Annotated in this window: 16 protein-coding genes; 7 read left to right on the forward strand and 9 right to left on the reverse strand. The window is 53.3% G+C overall.

Translation table 11 applies throughout. The features are described 5' to 3' along the window. The first annotated feature begins 39 nt into the window (after nucleotides 1-39). Nucleotides 40-753 (forward strand): GntR family transcriptional regulator, encoded by a 714-nt coding sequence (locus tag P0H77_RS06215; RefSeq protein ID WP_276164046.1) that lies wholly within the window; start codon nucleotides 40-42, stop codon nucleotides 751-753. On the opposite strand, the gene P0H77_RS06220 is transcribed toward P0H77_RS06215, so the two are convergent. After that, a complete protein-coding gene (locus P0H77_RS06220) occupies nucleotides 741-1940 on the reverse strand; it encodes an enolase C-terminal domain-like protein (protein WP_276164047.1) in 1200 nt (399 codons plus the stop codon). The genes P0H77_RS06215 and P0H77_RS06220 overlap by 13 nt on opposite strands. 289 nt (nucleotides 1941-2229) lie before the next feature. On the opposite strand from P0H77_RS06220, the gene P0H77_RS06225 reads away from it, so the two are divergent. The 3 genes from P0H77_RS06225 to ykgO all read left to right on the forward strand — a co-directional run bounded on the left by P0H77_RS06225 (nucleotide 2230) and on the right by ykgO (nucleotide 4118). Further along, on the forward strand, nucleotides 2230-3594 hold the full coding sequence (locus P0H77_RS06225; RefSeq protein WP_276164048.1) for a PTS transporter subunit EIIC: 1365 nt from the start codon (nucleotides 2230-2232) through the stop codon (nucleotides 3592-3594). A 119-nt stretch (nucleotides 3595-3713) separates the two neighbouring features. Beyond that, the gene (locus tag P0H77_RS06230; protein ID WP_276164049.1) at nucleotides 3714-3974 is read left to right on the forward strand and encodes a type B 50S ribosomal protein L31; all 261 of its coding nucleotides are present in this window, start codon (nucleotides 3714-3716) and stop codon (nucleotides 3972-3974) included. 3 nt (nucleotides 3975-3977) lie between these two features. Next, nucleotides 3978-4118 carry a type B 50S ribosomal protein L36 gene (gene ykgO, locus P0H77_RS06235; protein WP_003859006.1) on the forward strand — a complete coding sequence of 47 codons (141 nt, stop codon included), beginning with the start codon at nucleotides 3978-3980 and terminating at the stop codon, nucleotides 4116-4118. On the opposite strand, the gene P0H77_RS06240 is transcribed toward ykgO, so the two are convergent. Then, on the reverse strand, nucleotides 4115-4816 hold the full coding sequence (locus P0H77_RS06240; RefSeq protein ID WP_276165059.1) for a GNAT family protein: 702 nt from the start codon (nucleotides 4814-4816) through the stop codon (nucleotides 4115-4117). The genes ykgO and P0H77_RS06240 overlap by 4 nt on opposite strands. 105 nt (nucleotides 4817-4921) lie before the next feature. Between P0H77_RS06240 and P0H77_RS06245 the strand changes: the two genes are divergently transcribed. Beyond that, nucleotides 4922-6379 (forward strand): PLP-dependent aminotransferase family protein, encoded by a 1458-nt coding sequence (locus P0H77_RS06245; RefSeq protein ID WP_276164051.1) that lies wholly within the window; start codon nucleotides 4922-4924, stop codon nucleotides 6377-6379. Here the strand turns inward: P0H77_RS06245 and P0H77_RS06250 are convergent. From P0H77_RS06250 to acrA, 6 genes are all read right to left on the reverse strand, one after another. Beyond that, nucleotides 6339-6818 carry a YlaC family protein gene (locus P0H77_RS06250; protein ID WP_276164052.1) on the reverse strand — a complete coding sequence of 160 codons (480 nt, stop codon included), beginning with the start codon at nucleotides 6816-6818 and terminating at the stop codon, nucleotides 6339-6341. The genes P0H77_RS06245 and P0H77_RS06250 overlap by 41 nt on opposite strands. A gap of 100 nt (nucleotides 6819-6918) precedes the next feature. Beyond that, nucleotides 6919-7476 (reverse strand): maltose O-acetyltransferase, encoded by a 558-nt coding sequence (gene maa, locus P0H77_RS06255; protein ID WP_276164053.1) that lies wholly within the window; start codon nucleotides 7474-7476, stop codon nucleotides 6919-6921. Between the two features lie 161 nt (nucleotides 7477-7637). Continuing rightward, a complete protein-coding gene (locus tag P0H77_RS06260) occupies nucleotides 7638-7856 on the reverse strand; it encodes an HHA domain-containing protein (RefSeq protein ID WP_176917457.1) in 219 nt (72 codons plus the stop codon). A 27-nt stretch (nucleotides 7857-7883) separates the two neighbouring features. Continuing rightward, a complete protein-coding gene (gene tomB, locus P0H77_RS06265) occupies nucleotides 7884-8258 on the reverse strand; it encodes an Hha toxicity modulator TomB (RefSeq protein ID WP_276164054.1) in 375 nt (124 codons plus the stop codon). Nucleotides 8259-8670: 412 nt separating this feature from the next. Then, nucleotides 8671-11817 carry a multidrug efflux RND transporter permease subunit AcrB gene (acrB, locus tag P0H77_RS06270; RefSeq protein ID WP_276164055.1) on the reverse strand — a complete coding sequence of 1049 codons (3147 nt, stop codon included), beginning with the start codon at nucleotides 11815-11817 and terminating at the stop codon, nucleotides 8671-8673. Nucleotides 11818-11839: 22 nt separating this feature from the next. Continuing rightward, entirely contained in the window at nucleotides 11840-13033 is a 1194-nt protein-coding gene (gene acrA, locus P0H77_RS06275; protein ID WP_276164056.1) for a multidrug efflux RND transporter periplasmic adaptor subunit AcrA, read from the reverse strand. Between the two features lie 142 nt (nucleotides 13034-13175). On the opposite strand from acrA, the gene acrR reads away from it, so the two are divergent. Both acrR and mscK read left to right on the forward strand, forming a co-directional pair. Then, the gene (acrR, locus tag P0H77_RS06280) at nucleotides 13176-13826 is read left to right on the forward strand and encodes a multidrug efflux transporter transcriptional repressor AcrR (protein WP_276164057.1); all 651 of its coding nucleotides are present in this window, start codon (nucleotides 13176-13178) and stop codon (nucleotides 13824-13826) included. 99 nt (nucleotides 13827-13925) lie between these two features. Further along, nucleotides 13926-17273 (forward strand): mechanosensitive channel MscK, encoded by a 3348-nt coding sequence (mscK, locus tag P0H77_RS06285; protein ID WP_276164058.1) that lies wholly within the window; start codon nucleotides 13926-13928, stop codon nucleotides 17271-17273. Nucleotides 17274-17438: 165 nt separating this feature from the next. Here the strand turns inward: mscK and rsmS are convergent, their stop codons facing one another. Beyond that, nucleotides 17439-17603: a pleiotropic regulatory protein RsmS gene (rsmS, locus tag P0H77_RS06290; protein WP_276164059.1), complete on the reverse strand. Its 165-nt coding sequence runs from the start codon at nucleotides 17601-17603 to the stop codon at nucleotides 17439-17441. Nucleotides 17604-17612 lie beyond the last annotated feature (9 nt).

Raw genomic sequence — 17612 nt, forward strand, 5'->3', positions numbered from 1 at the left:
ATCCGCTATTATACCTTGATCTAATGAAGCGAGAGCGCAATGAAAAAAAGCGAATTTGTTACGCAGGATCTGCTTAGTAAAATCTATCAGAACGATCCCTCTGGTTCGCGCAAACTTCCGCCGGAGCGCCAGCTTGCTGAAGAGTATGGCGTGTCGCGCTTTACCATCCGGCAGGCGCTGGAAAAACTGGTACGGATTGGCGTTGTGCGGATTGTGCAGGGCTCCGGGATCTGGATCAACGCGTCGGCGCATAACAATCCGCTGGTATACAACTCCATTACCGAAAAACGCTTCGATCAAATCCGCTTTCGAATGATTAGCCTGCATAAAAAACGGCCTGACCGCGATGAGCAGCAGATCTTTGGCATCAGCGAAGAGACATTTATCTGGCAGTTTTGCCGACTGCGCTATGTTGATGAGATGGCCGTGCAAATTGAAATCTCGCGTATGCCGGTTACGCTGTTTGCCGATCTTAATCAGCAGGTGATTGAACAATCGCTACAGCAGTATGTGTTGAGCAAGGGCTATCAGATTTCACATTTGCTGACCAGCTATCGGGCAGTCAGCGTCAGCCGTGAACAGGCGGCGCTGTTGGGCTGCAAAAAAGGCAGCCCGGCGATGCATATTAATAACCGTGGGATGTTAAATGGCGGCCAGGTGTATGAGATCAGCGATATTATTGATATCAACTACACCTGCACGTATGTCATTCCCCACAATCGCGATAACCTCGCCTGGCGTCAGGGGGTGTGAATCGCGCCGTCCGCGAGGCGGCTTTGCGTCCAGTCATGCGGGCGGTACACCACCGGATACTGCTTCGCCAGCGTTTCATCAAATGTCACCCCAATACCTGACTGCACCGGCGGATAGATAAACCCGTCTTTAACCTGTGGCGCACCGGGAAAAGCGGCGTCGGTAGCGGCAGAGCGAGGAATAAACTCCTGAATCGCCGCGTTGTGCAGATGGATATTCAGATGGGTATTCACCGCGACGCCGATGGGGCTCATATCCCCCGGCCCGTGCCACGCAAGGCGAACGCCAAAGGCCTGACACAGAACGGCCAGCTTAAGCGCTGGCGTGATCCCGCCGATCTGCGAAATATGGCAGCGAATAAAATCAATACGTCGGTTCACAATCAGATCGTGCCATTCTGCAGGGTTATTAAACAACTCGCCCATCGCCAGCGGCACGCTGCTGTGCTGGCGGACCTGTTCCAGCCAGGCGCTGTGCTGCGGCGGCAGAATATCTTCAATAAACCACGGACTATAAGGCTCAAGCTGTTTTGCCAGTTGTACCGCCTGCTGCGGAAACAGCCGCTCATGAACATCATGCAAAATATTCAGTTTTTCACCGTACTTCTCCCGCAGCGCCCGGAACATGGCGACGGTGTTATACAGGTATTCTTGCTGGGAATAATATGCTCCGGGGGTGGGATTCTCCGGCGTACGCAGCTGCTCAGGCGTGCCGCCGTAAAAACCGAGCTGGCACCGGATGTGCTGGTATCCCTGCGCCAGTAACCCATCGACAGCCGTGAACAGTTCTTCCAGCGTCTCGCCGCTGGCGTGCGTATAAGCGGCAATCGCGTCGCGCGATTTCCCCCCCAGCAACTGGTAGAGCGGCATGTCGGCCAGCTGCGATTTAATATCCCACAGCGCCATATCAACGCCGGAGATGGCGTTATTCATCACCGGACCGTTACGCCAGTAAGCGTTAACGTTCATCATTTGCCACAGATCTTCAATATGATTGGCATCACGACCCGTGAGCAGAGGCGTCAGATACTCCTCGACCATCGTTTTTACGGCCAGTGGACGCTGCTGGAACGTCGCGCAGCCGTGGCCGGTGATGCCTTTATCCGTGGTCACGCGGACGGTCACCAGATTATGACGGTCGGGACGGGTAACGAAACACTCGATGTTTTTGATGATGGTTGGGGTCACGGCAATTACTCCTGTGCTGCGGTGAACTCATTCACTGAATGCAATATGTTGATTATCATCCTCTAAAATTCGCGGGCAGGTAAACGGTTTTTTTATTATTTATTTTGGTCAGTTATTTTTTAATTTATTAATTAAAAAACGTACCAATTGCAGGTTTTACTCCCTTATCTCTCTTTGAAATAAGTAAAATGTGAGCGCGTTCATGTTTTATTGGTTTGTTTTGTCATGCCGGTTTCTCTACCCTCTGTAACAGCACTTAACACTATCAGGGTAGCGGGCAGAGGTTGTTATGGGAACGGAAGAAGCGATTACCAGTATTATTCGGCTGGTAGGCGGACAGGGTAATATCAATAACGTCTGGCATTGCATGACCCGTCTGCGTTTTGATTTAGTGGATGATAATAAAGTCGATCAAAGCGAAATTCAGAAATTGCCGGGCGTGCTGGGCGCGCAACTCCAGAGCGATCAGTTTCAGATTATTATCGGCCCGAAAGTTAATGGCTGGTATGAGCAACTGCTGGTGGCGCTGGAGCAAAAAACGCTGACGACGCCACGCGGTAAGCCAGAGCGAAAAAGCCTGGTGTCGCTGTTTATGGATACGGTATCCGGCGTGTTTGGTCCTATCGTACCGGCCATTGCAGGGGCCGGGATGATCAAAGGCTTGCTGGCCGGGCTGGTTGCTCTACAGGTGGTGCCCGCTAAAAGCGATACGGTGATAATCATCGATCTGATTGCCAGCGGCGTGTTCTACTTTCTGCCGTTTTTCCTCGCGGTATCGGCGGCGAAGATTTTCAAAACCAACGAATACCTTGCCGCCGCCGTAGCGGCCTGCCTGATGTATCCTTCGCTGATTGAGGCTGCCAAAGCGCTGGCCGCACATCAGGACGGGGCGGTCAGCGCGTTCTGGCTGCTCAACGCGGTGCCGGTCCCGGTATTTAATTACGCCTCCAGCGTGATCCCGGTGATCTTCTCCATTCTGGCATTAAGTTACCTCCATCGCTGGGTGGACGGTTTTATGCCGGACGTCCTGAAAACGGTCTTCACGCCAACGCTCACCCTGTTTCTCGCGGCATTAGCGGCGCTGGCGATCATCGGACCGACGGGTATCTGGCTGGGTAAAGCGCTGGCCTGGTTTATCGAAGGCCTGTTTAGCGTATCGGCGAGTTTCGCCGGACTCATCGTCGGGGCCATTCGCCCGGTGGCGATTTTGACCGGTATGCATCACGCGATGACGCCCATTGCGCTGCAAAACTTCAGCGATCGCGGCTATGACATGCTGATGCCGATGATGTTCATGGCGAATATGGCGATTGCCGGTGCCACCTTTGCTATCTGGCGTATCAGTCGCGATCGTCAGGAAAAAACGGTGACGCTGTCGGCGGCGATCTCGGCGCTGCTGGGGATCACCGAGCCTGCGCTGTTTGGCGTACTGACGCGCTACAAGAAAGCGTTTATCGCGGCAACAATGGCCAGCTCGCTGGCCTCGGCATTTATTGCGTTCTTCGGCGTGCGGCTGTATGGCTATATTTTATCGAGCATTTTTAGCCTGCCTGCCTATATCGGGCCTTATTTTGTTTTTGCGATTTCCGGCGTGGCGATGGCGCTGATCCTCTCCTTTGTGCTGACGACCGTGCTGATTGGCAGAGAACAATAATCCTTTGCGCCCTCTGCGCGGGCACGCAGAGTGGCGTCTTTTACGCGAGACCCCACTTGATCTTTCATCCCGGCCAGGCTATTTTATTGTTATGTTATAACATATGAATTGAGGCTGTTATGAAACCGGATATCCATCCGCATTACCGTACCGTCGTGTTTCACGACACCAGCGTGGACGAATATTTTAAAGTCGGCTCTACCATCAAAACCGATCGTGAAATTGAACTGGAAGGGGTGACGTATCCTTACGTTACGCTTGACGTCTCGTCTGCTTCCCACCCTTATTACACCGGGAAACAGAAAACGCTCAGCAATGAAGGCAGTGCCGCGCGTTTCCAGCAGCGCTACGGACGTTTTATTGGCGCGAAAAGGAGCTAAGTCATGCAGGTACTGAATTCTTTACGCAGTGCGAAACAGCGCCATCCCGATTGCCAGATTGTGAAGCGCAAGGGACGGCTATATGTTATCTGCAAATCGAATCCGCGCTTTAAAGCGGTGCAGGGCCGTAAGAAAAGACGCTAAGCACGCAGGCTTTGCAGCGAGCGTTTCTGCCTGCCGTCGGCAGCAAAATTGTCGGCGGCAAGCCAGGCCTGCAGCGCCCGATCCACGGCAGGCCATTCACTGTCGATAATCGAAAACCAGTCGGTATCACGATTGTGTCCCTTAATGACCAGCGCCTGGCGAAAACGCCCTTCATACTGAAAACCCAGCCGCTGCGCCGCCCGGCGCGAAGGTTCATTCAAACTGTTGCATTTCCATTCATAGCGACGATAGCCGAGCGTGTCAAAAGCGTAACGCATCAACAGCCACTGGGCTTCAGTTGACATCGGCGTCTGGCTGAGCCGCGGCGAAAAGTGAACATGTCCCACCTCGACAACGCCATGGCTGGCATCAATCCGCATCAGCGCCAGCGTGCCGACGGGCAGAGCGGTTCGCCGGTCGATAACCGCAAAATGGATCGGATCGCTCAGCTCGGATACGCTCTCAATCCACTGGCGATAAGCCTCCTCACTGGCGTCCGGTTCGCGTAATAACCAGGTCCAGCTCCGGGTATCGTCGGCGGTGGAATACGCTGAAAACAGGGCGCTGGCGTGACGGCTTTGCAGCGGCTCCAGTTTGCAATATTGCCCTTCAAGCGTAACGCGCTGAGGATGAGGGCGTGGCTGCCAGTCTGGCAGGGCACTGCCTACAGGCTGACCAAATTGATTCAGTTCACTCATCATAAAACTCCTTCAGTAGCAGGGAGAGTCAGCGTATGCTCTGTGTGGCTCTATAGAAAGTGCCAGATGATTGGTTTTCGGTGGTACCACGAAAGAGAGGGCAGGGTGAATATTCCGGATGAAGCGCTCTACGCGCTACTGCGGCAGGCGCTGGAAACGCGCGCGACCACTACGCGCCAGCGTGCGCTGTACTATGTGCTGCGGGACGCTATTCTTGCGGGTAAATTGCAGCCGCTCAGTCGTCTGCCGGGGTCGCGTATTCTGGCGCAAGCGCTGACGCTCTCGCGCAACACCATCAATGCCGCGCTGGAACAACTCGCTATTGAAGGTTACCTCACGCGCAACCGCCAGGGCACTACCGTTTCTCCTTTACCTTCTCCGCCAGAGGCCGCCGTGCCGTCTGTTCAGCCCGTCACGCTGGCAGGCCGTTTACAGCATTTGCCCGTCGGCACCCGTCGCGATTCTCCCGCGCTCTGGCTGACGCCCGGTTTGCCCGCGACCAATTACTTTCCGCTGTCCCTCTGGCGTCGCCTGCTGGATAACGTGCTGCGCAGTGAAGGTAGTTTGCTGCTGGGCTATGGCGATCCGGCGGGGGAACCGCGCTTAAGGGTGGCGATTGCCCGTCACCTGGCGCTGTCGCGCGGCATTCATTGCGATGCCAGTCAGATAGTGATAACCGAAGGTTCGCTGGAAGGGATGAGCCTGTGTACGCACATTCTTAGCCAGGCAGGTGATATAGCGTGGGTGGAAAATCCCGGTTATCCAGGCGCGAAAAGCGTCTTTATGACGGCGGGCCTGAGTGTTGTCGGCGTACCGATCGATGAAGAGGGCCTGGCGTTAGATAAAACGCTGGCGACCCCCTCGCTGATTTTTACCTCGCCGTCACATCAGTATCCGCTCGGCCAGGTGATGAGCGCATCGCGCCGTCTGGCGCTGCTGGAGTATGCGCAGCGGCAGGGGGCGTGGATTATTGAAGATGACTACGACAGTGAGTTTCGTTATAGCGGCGAGCCGATCCCGGCAATGCTCGGGATGCGGGAGAATGCGCCGGTGGTCTATCTGGGAACGTTCAGCAAAACGTTGTTCCCCGCTTTGCGCATTGGTTTTATGGTGATGCCGCCCGCACTGGCGGAAGCAGTAAAACCGATCGTTGCGGCGTTATTGCGCGGCGGTCATCGCGCGGAACAGCTGGCGCTCGCGCACTTTATCGAAGAGGGCCACTATGCCCGCCATTTAGCGGCCATGCGCCGCCTGTACCGCAAGCGGCAGGGCGCGCTGCGTGAGGCGCTGGCGAGTGAGTTACTACATCCGCATCAGGTTCGCGGCGGAGACGGGGGGCTGCATCTGACGGTGATTATGGACCAGGTGAACGATGTTGCGCTGGCGGAGCAGGCGCGGCGCTATCAGCTGGCACCGGGCGCGCTCAGCCGGTTATACCTTGACCCCACCGCCGCCCAGTGCGGATTGATCCTCGGCTATGGTAATACGTCGGCCTCGCACTACCGTAGCGCAGTACGCACGCTTAACCGGTTGATTGCGAAGCCTCAGCGCGGGCAAGGGTAAAGATGTCATAAAAAGAAAGGTCGCCTTTGGTGGCGATCATTTTCTGTAGCTGCATCTTATAGGGCTGTTCAACACGCGGCGATTGCAGGATGTTAGCGATCAACTGTTCAGGGGCAAAACGGGTGTTATACCACTCACCGTTAAAACAGACGCGGAAATCCAGCACGTCGATATCTTCATAACGGTAGCGGGGATTAACGTCGAAAAAGAAGAAGGCGTTGAACAGAATAAACAGCACTACCAGTAGCCAGACGGAATCTGCCAGCGTTTCAGAGCGCAGCATCACGACCAGAGTGGCAAACCAGGCGATATACATACCGACAAACAGGCCGGGATGGTTGCGAATGAAGCTGATGCTAAAGCGCGGGCGATTGTCGCGCTTTTCGCGGGCATTAAGTTCGTCAATGGTTGTCGTCAGCAGTCGCTGTATTTCTGTCATGTCGGGCCTTTATTCTTCTACAAATGCAGGGAAACATCCCATTTTAAGTTGTAATAAAGCCAACAAAAAGTAACAGATTGGTTGCGAAAAAGCATAACAGTTACACGGGCAGGGTTTTAATCACCCGGGCGGGATTGCCGCCGACCACAACATTGTCCGGCACATCTTTTACCACTACCGCGCCGGAGGCAACCACCACGTTATTACCGATGGTGACGCCCGGATTGATAATCGCGCGTCCGCCGATCCAGACGTTATCACCAATCGTTACCGGTTTGCCCAGTTCAATGCCGCTGTTACGCTCGCCAGGATCCAGCGGATGCATTGCGGTATAAATATGCACCCCGGGAGCCAGCATGCAGTTATCACCGATGTGGACAGGACACACGTCCAGCATTACACAATCGAAATTGGCATAAAAATTAGCGCCGAGATGAATATTGTAACCGTAGTCGCAGCGAAAGCTCGGCTCAATATACGCGCCCTCACTCTTACCCAGTAAATCGCCCAGCAGCGCTTTACGTACAGCGCGTTCGTCAGGGTCGGTATGGTTATAACGATGGAGTAAATGCCTGGCACGCAGACGTTCTGCCCTGAGCGTTTCATCTCCAGGGCGGTAGCGTTCACCGGCGATCATTTTGCGTTTTTCTTCACTCATACGGCGCTCCTGTTTTTACAGGGGGCTACCTTAAAGGGTATCCATGCCGCAGGGAACGTTCCCCGTCATACAGTGTGATGCGAATCCCGTTTTATGGTTGAGATAAAGGAAAAAGAGGAGAAATCGTAACGTAATTCATATCCTGAATAATAAACAAGGTATTAGCGAATAAATTGCCATACGGAAGGTGGGATTTTATCGTAAAGCTTATTCATGGTCAGTTCTGCAAGACGATGATCGGCGGCTGAGTAAAATACAACCAGCTCATTATCTGATAATTCATATTTGTTCTTTTCAATGACGCGTTCGAGCGTGTCGATTGTCTGACAGCGCCTCAAACGCATCAAATAATCAGTCTTGGTTAATGCTTTGTCAGTCATAGATGTACCTTGTTGATTGTTGTCGTATTAGCAGGAGAGTCTGGCCGGATTAGCCTGGCTCACATTAACAAAGCAGTGAAACAGGTTATTACCGGATTTACGCCACTTCTGCAAATCCTGCGTACTAATGCCATAGTTGCTGAACAACATAAACGTGTCATCCAGATATTCATCAATCTGCATAACCAGATTATTATCTTCATTATACTTAATCTTATAATTAAGCGCGAAGGTAGCAATGTGTTCGATAAGCTCATTTAACTGGAGGTTGATCGCCGAAGTGGGATCGTTGACCCAGCCATGGTTGCTCTCATCGAGGTTGGCAATGCAGTCATGATACAGGTTTTCACAGAGAAATTTAAGCTGTGCGATATCGTGTCTTTTTGGCGAGTATTCGTCCATAGCGCATCCCCTTATAAATGTTTTTGACAACTGCTAGCGAACACTGTGTGGGATGGATACAACTCACTAACCTGAAGCTTACGCTCATTCCTGATACTGTAACTATAATCTACTCTCAAACAGATTTCATCGCTCTGGAACGAAAAATTACAATTCTGACGTTTTAATACTTTTCTTAACGCCGCGTGGTGACAGAAATGATTTTAAACATAGTTGCGCAATCATGAATAGCAGCACATAAGGAATACAAAAAGTGTTTCTATTATGGTGATGATAACAGCCAGGAAATTTCTTAATATTATGTGATAATTTCTCTGGCCTATTTGTCATACATAAATAATATGTGTTTCACTATACGTGGTTCAGCCCCCATAAAAAAGGCCGCTTACGCGGCCCTTGTTACGTGTCAGTATTACGGATGCTTAACTGAATGAGTATGCTCAACATCTTCATTCTTGCGGCTAAAGCGGCGGCGAACCACCACGAAGAACACCGGAACGAAGAAGATAGCCAGAATGGTCGCGGTCACCATCCCACCCATTACGCCTGTACCTACGGCGTTTTGCGCACCGGAGCCGGCACCGGTGCTGAGCACCAGCGGCATAACCCCCAGGATAAACGCCAGCGAGGTCATCAGGATAGGACGCAGACGCATACGCACAGCTTCCAGCGTCGCTTCTACCAGTCCTTTGCCTTCTTTCTCCATCAGGTCTTTGGCGAATTCCACGATCAGTATCGCATTCTTCGCTGACAAGCCGATGGTGGTCAACAATCCTACCTGGAAGTAAACGTCGTTGGTCAGCCCGCGGAAGGTTGCTGCCAGCAGCGCACCGATAACCCCGAGCGGCACCACCAGCATAACGGAGAACGGAATAGACCAGCTTTCATACAACGCCGCCAGACACAGGAAGACCACGATCAGCGAGATAGCATACAGGGCAGGGGCCTGGTTACCAGACAACCGTTCCTGATAAGACATCCCCGTCCAGTCGTAACCGATCCCGGTAGGCAGTTTGCTCGCCAGCTGTTCCATCAGATCCATCGCTTCACCGGTGCTCTTACCGGCGGACGCTTCACCAAGAATTTCCATCGACGGCAGGCCGTTATAGCGTTCCAGACGCGGAGAACCATACTCCCAGTGGGTCGTCGAGAAGGCCGAGAACGGCACCATCTGACCATCGCTTCCGCGAACGTACCAGTTATCGATATCGCTCGGCAGCATACGGTATTTCGCCTGCGACATGACGTACACCTTCTTCACGCGACCACGGTCGATGAAGTCGTTGACGTAGCTGCCGCCCCAGGCTGCGCCCAGCGTGGTGTTGATATCGCTGATAGACACGCCCAGCGCCTGCGCTTTCTCCTGATCGATGTCGATTTTAAACTGCGGCGTATCTTCCAGACCGTTCGGACGCACGCCCGCCAGCATCTCAGGATGTTTCGCCACTTCGCCCAGCAGTTGATTACGCGCCTGAGTCAGTTTTTCGTGGCCCAGACCGCCCTGATCGATAAGCTGGAAGTCGAAGCCCGTTGCCGTACCCAGTTCCACAATCGCTGGCAGGTTGAACGCAAACACCATCGCGTCTTTAATCTGCGAGAAGGTGCCCATCGCACGACCGGTAATCGCCCCGACTTTGTTTTCATCGCCCGGACGATCGGCCCAGTCTTTCAGCGAAACGAAGGCGATACCGGTGTTCTGGCCACGTCCTGCGAAACCAAAACCGTTTACCGCAAACACCGACTGCACGTTGGCTTTCTCTTTGTTGAGGTAGTAATCCGTTACCTCATCCAGCACCTTCTGGGTACGCTCCTGCGTCGCGCCAGCCGGAAGCTGCGCCATCGTCAGGAATACGCCCTGGTCTTCATCCGGCAGGAAGGAACTTGGCAGACGAACAAACAGGAACGCCATACCCGCCACGATGATGATATAGAGCAGCAGATAACGCCCGGTGCTGCGCAGAATGTTACCTACACTGTCGGTGTAGTGGTGCGTGCTCTTATCAAAAGTGCGGTTAAACCAGCCAAACAGACCTTTATGCTCACCGTGGCCTCCTTTCTGAATCGGTTTCAGCATGGTGGCACACAGGGCAGGGGTCAGGATTAGCGCCACCAGTACGGACAGCGCCATTGCCGATACGATGGTGATTGAGAACTGGCGGTAGATTGCCCCGGTCGATCCGCCAAAGAACGCCATGGGAATAAATACCGCCGACAGGACCATCGCAATACCGACCAGCGCGCCCTGGATCTGCTCCATGGATTTGCGCGTGGCCTCTTTGGGCGGTAGTCCCTCTTCAGCCATTACACGCTCGACGTTCTCCACCACCACGATGGCGTCATCCACCAACAGGCCTATCGCCAGCACCATCCCGAACATCGTCAGGGTGTTGATGGAATAACCGAACGCGGCGAGAACGGCAAAGGTTCCCAGCAGTACCACCGGCACCGCAATCGTTGGGATCAGCGTGGCGCGGAAGTTTTGCAGGAACAGGTACATGACCAGGAAGACCAGAATGATTGCTTCGACCAGCGTTTTCACCACTTCGTGAATGGAGATCTGCACGAAAGGCGTGGTGTCATACGGGTAAACAATCTTCAGGCCCGACGGGAAGAACGGCTCCATTTTTTGCAGTTCGGCGCGGATCGCAGTCGCGGTATCCAGCGCGTTTGCGCCGGTCGCCAGCTTGATCCCCAGACCCGACGCCGGCTGACCGTTAAACTTCGCTACCACATCGTAGTTTTCGCCGCCCAGTTCAATTTGCGCGACGTCTTTCAGGCGAACCTGAGATCCGTCCGGGTTCACTTTCAGCAGGATTTTGCCGAACTCATCGGTCGAGGTCAGACGGGTTTGCGCAATGATCGATGCGTTCAACTGCTGGCCTTTCACCGGCGGCGTACCGCCTAACTGGCCGGCCGCGACCTGGGCGTTCTGCGCGTTAATGGCGCTGATCACGTCAACCGGAGTGAGCTGGTAATTATTCAGCTTATTCGGGTCCATCCAGATACGCATCGCGTACTGCGAACCAAACAGCTGAACGTCACCCACGCCGGAAGTACGGCTGATCACGTCTTTCATGTTGGCCGCAACATAGTCGGAAATATCTTCCTGGGTCATGGTGCCGTTGGTGTTGATAACACCGACAACCATCAGGAAGCTACTTGACGACTTCTCAACGCTCACGCCCTGCTGCTGTACTTCCTGCGGCAGCAACGGCATCGCCAGCTGCAGTTTGTTCTGCACCTGGACCTGCGCGATATCCGCATCCGTACCGGACTCAAAGGTCAGGGTGATCTGCACCGTACCGGTAGAGTCACTGTTAGAGGACATATACATCAGGTTGTCGATACCGTTCATGTTCTGTTCGACAACCTGGGTTACGGTATCCTGGACCGTTTTTGCATCTGCGCCAGGGTAGGTGGCTGAGATCGAAATTGCGGGCGGAGCAATGGTCGGATATTGCGCCACCGGCAACTTGAGGATCGCAAGCCCCCCTGCCAGCATGATGATGATCGCGATGACCCAGGCAAAAATGGGGCGATCGATAAAAAACTTAGCCATGACTTAACGGCTCCTGTTTAAGTTAAGACTGAGTTTGCTCTGACTGGCCAGCGGCTGGCGCTTGCTCTTTTTTGTCAGAAGTGACTTCCTGGGCTTTAACCTGAGCGCCCGGACGCACTTTTTGCAGACCTGTCACAATCACGCGGTCACCGGTTTTCAACCCGTCCGTCACCAGCCATTTGTCGCCAATCGCCTGGGAGGTTTTGATCTGGCGAACTTCAACTTTGTCGCCTTCACCAACCACCATAGCGGTGGCATCGCCGCGCGGGGTACGGGTTACGCCCTGCTGTGGAACCAGCAGCGCATTCGGGTTAGTCCCTTCTTCAAGACGTGCGCGGACAAACATGCCCGGCAGTAATGCATTGTCAGGGTTAGGGATCACCGCACGCAGAGTGATGGAGCCCGTCGTCTGATCGACCGTCACATCAGAAAATTCCAGCGTACCGCTCTGCGCATAGGCTTTGCCGTCGTTACCGATGACTTCAACCTTCGCTTTACCGTTTTCCTGCTTCAGCGTGCCGTTGGCCATTTCCTGACGTAAACGCAGGAAATCATCGCTCGACTGCGTCACGTCGACGTAAATCGGGTCCAGTTGCTGAACGGTGGCCAGCGCATTGGTTTGCCCGCTCTGCACCAGCGCACCTTCGGTCACGGACGATTTACCGATACGACCGCTGATAGGCGAGGTTACTTTGGTATAGGCGAGGTTAATACGCGCGGTTTCAACTGCGGCTTTTGCAGCAATGGCGGCGGCATTCGCCTGCTGGTAATCCGCCTGCGCCGTGTCGTAATCCTGCTTACTGATATATTGCGTACCGATCAGTTTCTGGTAACGATTCAGCGTCACCTGAGCAATTTTCGCGGCGGCTTCTGCCTTCGCTAAATCACCTTTTGCGCTTTCATAGGATGCCTGATAGGTGGCCGGATCAATCTGATAAAGCGAGACACCTGCTTTAACGTCGCTGCCTTCTGTAAAATTACGTTTCAGGATAATACCGCTAACCTGAGGGCGAACTTCCGCAATGCGAAAAGCGCTGGTGCGGCCGGGCAACTCGGTAGTCATTTGAAGAGGTTCAGATTTGAGCGTGACGATACCGACTTCCGGCATCTGCTGTGCTCCTTGTTGCTCCTGTTTATCGTCACATCCTGTTAGCGCTAAGCTGCCTGAAAGCATCAGAACGACCGCCAGAGGCGTAAACCCTCTGTTTTTGTTCATAAGTAAACCTCAAGTGTCCGATTTCAAATTGATCAATGGCGCTATCGCTCATTAACCCATTGCTGCGTTTCTATTATCGTCGTGCTATGGTACATACATTCATAAATGTATGTAAATCTGATCTCTGTAAATTCACCTGCTTATGGCACGAAAAACCAAACAACAAGCACTTGCAACACGCCAGCATATTCTGGATGTGGCGATGCGTCTGTTTTCTCAGCAGGGGGTTTCAGCAACCTCGCTGGCTGATATTGCCAAATCAGCCGGGGTAACGCGCGGCGCTATCTACTGGCATTTCAAAAACAAGTCAGAACTCTTTAGTGAGATATGGGAGCTGTCAGAATCCAGCATCGCCGACCTTGAGATTGAGTATCAGGCAAAATTCCCCGACGATCCACTGTCAGTGTTACGAGAAATATTAATTTATGTCCTTGAAGCGACAGTCATGGTGGAGCGGCGACGCCTGATGATGGAGATTATCTTTCACAAATGTGAGTTTGTGGGGGAAATGGCGGTCGTTCAGCAAGCGCAACGCAGCCTTTGCCTGGAGAGCTACGATCGGATAGAACAAGCGCTAAATCGCTGTATTGAATCAAAAATGCTACCTGAGGATCTGCTTACTCGGCGCGCCGCTATTCTGATGCGCTGTTATATCTCCGGCATTATGGAAAACTGGCTATTTGCGCCGGAATCCTTTGATCTCAAAAATGAAGCCCGTGAATTCGTGGCAATTTTATTAGAAATGTATCAGCGCTGCCCCAGCCTGTGCGCGCCGCATCCCTTAAAACCATGATTTCCCCAGGGGATACTACTTTGCTTTCCTGAGCCGTGATATTCTTCGTCCGCAACCATCCCCGGTGGATCCGGTCTATTAATTACTCACGCTAATACTATGCTACGCAACGTAAATTTACGGAAATCTGTCGGCCTGTTTTTGCTGGCCTGGATACTTTTCCTCGGCAGTTTTTCACCGGTTCAGGCTCGCGCCCAGCCGACAGGCGATATCAATGATCGTGCTGAACTTCAGTCGCAGTTAACGGCCCTTAATAAGCAAAAAGATCTCTCCGCACAGGATAAACTCGTTCAGCAGGATCTTACTGAGACACTTCAGGCGCTTGATAAAATCGAACGCATTAAAGACGAAATGACCCAGTTTCGTCAGCGGATTGCGCAGGCTCCTGAAAAAATGCGCCAGGCAACCGACGGCCTGAACGCGCTGGGCGATAAAGACAGCGATGATGAAACGCGCAAAACCCTGTCGGCGCTCTCGTTGCGTCAGCTTGAAGCGCGGGTTGCGCAGACGCTGGACGATTTGCAGACGGCACAAAACGACCTGGCCAGTTATAACAGCCAGTTAGTGTCGCTACAAACGCAGCCGGAGCGTGTGCAAAACGCGATGTTTACGGCGTCGCAACAGCTTCAGCAGGTGCGTAATCATCTGAATGCCTCCGGCGAAGGCGCGTTGCGTCCCTCGCAGCAAACCTTACTGGCTGCGCAACAGGCTCTGCTTAACGCGCAAATCGATCAGCAGCGTAAAAGTCTGGAAGGCAATACCGTTCTCCAGGATATGCTGCAAAAACAGCGTGACTATGTCACCGCCAACAGTAACCGCCTGGAACATCAGCTGCAGCTTTTACAGGAAGCCGTTAACAGTAAACGCCTGAGTCTGACTGAAAAGACCGCTCAGCAAGCCGTATCTCCGGATGAGACCGCCCGTATTCAGGCCAATCCGCTGGTGAAACAGGAGCTGGACGTAAATCATCAGCTCAGCGAACGATTAATTCAGGCCACGCAAAGTGGCAATGATCTGGTTCAGCAGAATATCAAAGTCAAAAACTGGCTGGATCGCGCGCTTCAGTCCGAACGCAATATTAAAGAGCAGATTGCCGTTCTTAAGGGCAGCCTGTTGTTATCGCGTATTTTGTATCAGCAACAGCAAACCTTGCCGTCTGCCGACGAGCTGGAAGACATGACCAACCGTATTGCGGATCTGCGTCTTGAGCAATTTAATGTCAACCAGCAGCGCGATGCGCTTTTCCAGAGTGATGTTTTCGTGGCTAAGCTCGAAGAGGGCCATGAAAAAGAGACGGATGCTGACGTTCACGACGCGCTGTTGCAGGTAGTGGATATGCGCCGCGAGCTGCTGGATCAGCTTAATAAACAGCTTGGTAACCATCTGATGATGGCCATTAACCTGCAAATTAATCAGCAGCAGTTAATGAGCGTGTCCAAAAGTTTGAAAGACATCCTTACCCAGCAAATTTTTTGGGTCAACAGTAACAAACCGATGGACTGGGAATGGCTAAAAGCCTTTCCAAAAGCGGTTCGCGATCAGTTTACTTCCATAAAGATTACGGTGAACTGGGAAAAAGCCTGGCCCGCCGTATTCATTGCTTTTCTGGCGGGGCTGCCGTTATTGCTGATGGCGGGACTTATCCGCTGGCGTCTGCAATGGCTAAAGGCGCGGCAGGCAAAACTGGCCTCCGAAGTCGGTCAGTTGCGTCATGACAGTCAACTGCATACGCCAAAAGCCATTCTGATTGACCTGATCCGCGCCTTGCCCGTTTGCCTGATCATTCTCGCGCTGGGGCTGATTCTGCTGACGATGCAGCTTAGCATCAGCGACATCCTGTGGGCGTTCAGTAAAAAACTCGCTATGTTCTGGCTGGTCTTCGGGCTGTGCTGGAAAGTGCTGGAAAAGGACGGTGTGGCTATTCGCCACTTTACGATGCCCGCGCAGCTTACCGGCCACTGGCGTCGGCAAATTGTCCGCATCAGCCTGGCGCTACTGCCGCTCCATTTCTGGTCGGTGGTTTCCGAACTTTCTCCGCTTCATCTGATGGATGATGTGCTGGGGCAACTGGTGATTTTCCTTAACCTGCTGGTAATCATCATCCTGACCTGGCCGGTTTTTGTCGACAGCTGGCGGGATAAAGAGTCGCGCGGCATTCGCCTGGTCACCATAACGGTGTTATCGATTGTGCCTGTTGCGCTTATTGTGCTGACGGCGACGGGGTACTTTTATACTACGCTGCGCCTTGCCGGTCGCTGGATTGAAACCGTGTATCTGGTCATCGTCTGGAATTTACTTTACCAGACGGTCCTGCGCGGATTGAGCGTGGCGGCGCGGCGCATTGCCTGGCGGCGTGCGCTGGCCCGACGCCAGCATATGATTAAAGAGGGCGCCGAAGGCGCTGAGCCGCAGGATGCACCGGCGATGGCGCTGGAGCAGGTGAGCCAGCAAACGTTGCGTATCACCATGCTGCTGATGCTCGCGCTGTTTGCGGTGGTATTCTGGACTATCTGGTCTGATTTGATCACCGTATTTACCTATCTGGACAGTATCACGCTGTGGCACTACAACGTCAGCGAGGCGGGCGTCAGCGTGATTAAGAACGTCACCATGGGGAGCCTGCTGTTTGCCCTGGTCGCGGCAATGGTTGCCTGGGCGCTGATCCGCAACCTGCCAGGCCTGCTGGAGGTGCTGGTGCTTTCGCGGCTGAATATGCGCCAGGGGGCTTCTTACGCCATCACCACGGTGCTGAACTACGCCATTCTGGTGGTCGGCACGATGACCGTCTTCGGGTCGCTCGGCGTCTCGTGGGATAAACTGCAATGGCTGGCGGCGGCGTTGTCGGTTGGTCTCGGTTTTGGCTTGCAGGAGATATTCGGTAACTTCGTCTCGGGCCTGATCATTCTGTTTGAACGTCCGGTACGGATTGGCGATACGGTCACCATTGGCACGTTTTCCGGATCGGTCAGTAAAATTCGTATTCGTGCTACTACGATCACCGACTTCGATCGTAAAGAAGTCATTATCCCCAATAAAGCATTCGTAACGGAGCGGCTTATTAACTGGTCACTTTCCGATACCGTGACCCGCGTGGTGATTAAAATTGGTGTAGCTTACGGCTCGGATCTCGATAAAGTGAAAGAGGTGCTGCTGAAAGCGGCAAAAGATCACCCGAAAGTGATGCACGATCCCGAACCATCGGTTTTCTTTACCACGTTTGGTGCCAGTACCCTCGATCACGAACTGCGTCTCTATGTGCGTGAACTGCGCGATCGTAGCTATACGGTAGATGAGATCAATCGCTCAATCGACAGGCTGTGCCGTGAGAACGATATCAACATCGCCTTTAATCAGCTCGAGGTACACCTGCGTAATGAGAAGGGCGATGAGCATCTGGAAGTGAAGCGTGAGGTGCAGGGCGACGATCCGGCACCGGTACCGCGTTAAATGGTGAAGGCTGATTTAGCGATCATGCCCGGCGGCGCTGCGCTTGTGCGGGCCTGGATTATGGGTAACACGTTGATAATGTGTATGTCGTAGGCCGGGTAAGGCGAAGCCGCCACCCGGCATTATTTGTGCCAGACACAACCGTTCTCCAGCATCAACGGCGCATTATTCTTTACTGACTCCCGCCGACGGCGTGATTTTCTTTTCAAAATCGCGCTGCACAATCGCCAGCGCCTTTAACACCGTTTCCGGCGCTATCGCATGTTCCTCCAGCAGCATAATCAAATCGACGGCCAGTTTTACGTCGTCAGGGGCGTTTTCCAGTGACATTCTCTCTCC

Origin of the sequence: Superficieibacter sp. HKU1 (assembly GCF_029319185.1) — a bacterium.
Classification (GTDB): Bacteria; Pseudomonadota; Gammaproteobacteria; order Enterobacterales; family Enterobacteriaceae; genus Superficieibacter.

Coding starts and splice junctions, on each gene's coding strand:
- rsmS (WP_276164059.1), bottom strand. CDS start 17,603: ATGTCACTGGAAAACGCCCCTGACGACGTAAAACTGGCCGTCGATTTG.
- maa (WP_276164053.1), bottom strand. CDS start 7,476: ATGAGTGAAGAAAAACGCAAAATGATCGCCGGTGAACGCTACCGCCCT.
- P0H77_RS06215 (WP_276164046.1), top strand. CDS start 40: ATGAAAAAAAGCGAATTTGTTACGCAGGATCTGCTTAGTAAAATCTAT.
- acrR (WP_276164057.1), top strand. CDS start 13,176: ATGGCACGAAAAACCAAACAACAAGCACTTGCAACACGCCAGCATATT.
- mscK (WP_276164058.1), top strand. CDS start 13,926: ATGCTACGCAACGTAAATTTACGGAAATCTGTCGGCCTGTTTTTGCTG.
- P0H77_RS06230 (WP_276164049.1), top strand. CDS start 3,714: ATGAAACCGGATATCCATCCGCATTACCGTACCGTCGTGTTTCACGAC.
- acrB (WP_276164055.1), bottom strand. CDS start 11,817: ATGGCTAAGTTTTTTATCGATCGCCCCATTTTTGCCTGGGTCATCGCG.
- P0H77_RS06240 (WP_276165059.1), bottom strand. CDS start 4,816: ATGAGTGAACTGAATCAATTTGGTCAGCCTGTAGGCAGTGCCCTGCCA.
- acrA (WP_276164056.1), bottom strand. CDS start 13,033: ATGAACAAAAACAGAGGGTTTACGCCTCTGGCGGTCGTTCTGATGCTT.
- ykgO (WP_003859006.1), top strand. CDS start 3,978: ATGCAGGTACTGAATTCTTTACGCAGTGCGAAACAGCGCCATCCCGAT.
- P0H77_RS06260 (WP_176917457.1), bottom strand. CDS start 7,856: ATGACTGACAAAGCATTAACCAAGACTGATTATTTGATGCGTTTGAGG.
- P0H77_RS06250 (WP_276164052.1), bottom strand. CDS start 6,818: ATGACAGAAATACAGCGACTGCTGACGACAACCATTGACGAACTTAAT.
- tomB (WP_276164054.1), bottom strand. CDS start 8,258: ATGGACGAATACTCGCCAAAAAGACACGATATCGCACAGCTTAAATTT.
- P0H77_RS06225 (WP_276164048.1), top strand. CDS start 2,230: ATGGGAACGGAAGAAGCGATTACCAGTATTATTCGGCTGGTAGGCGGA.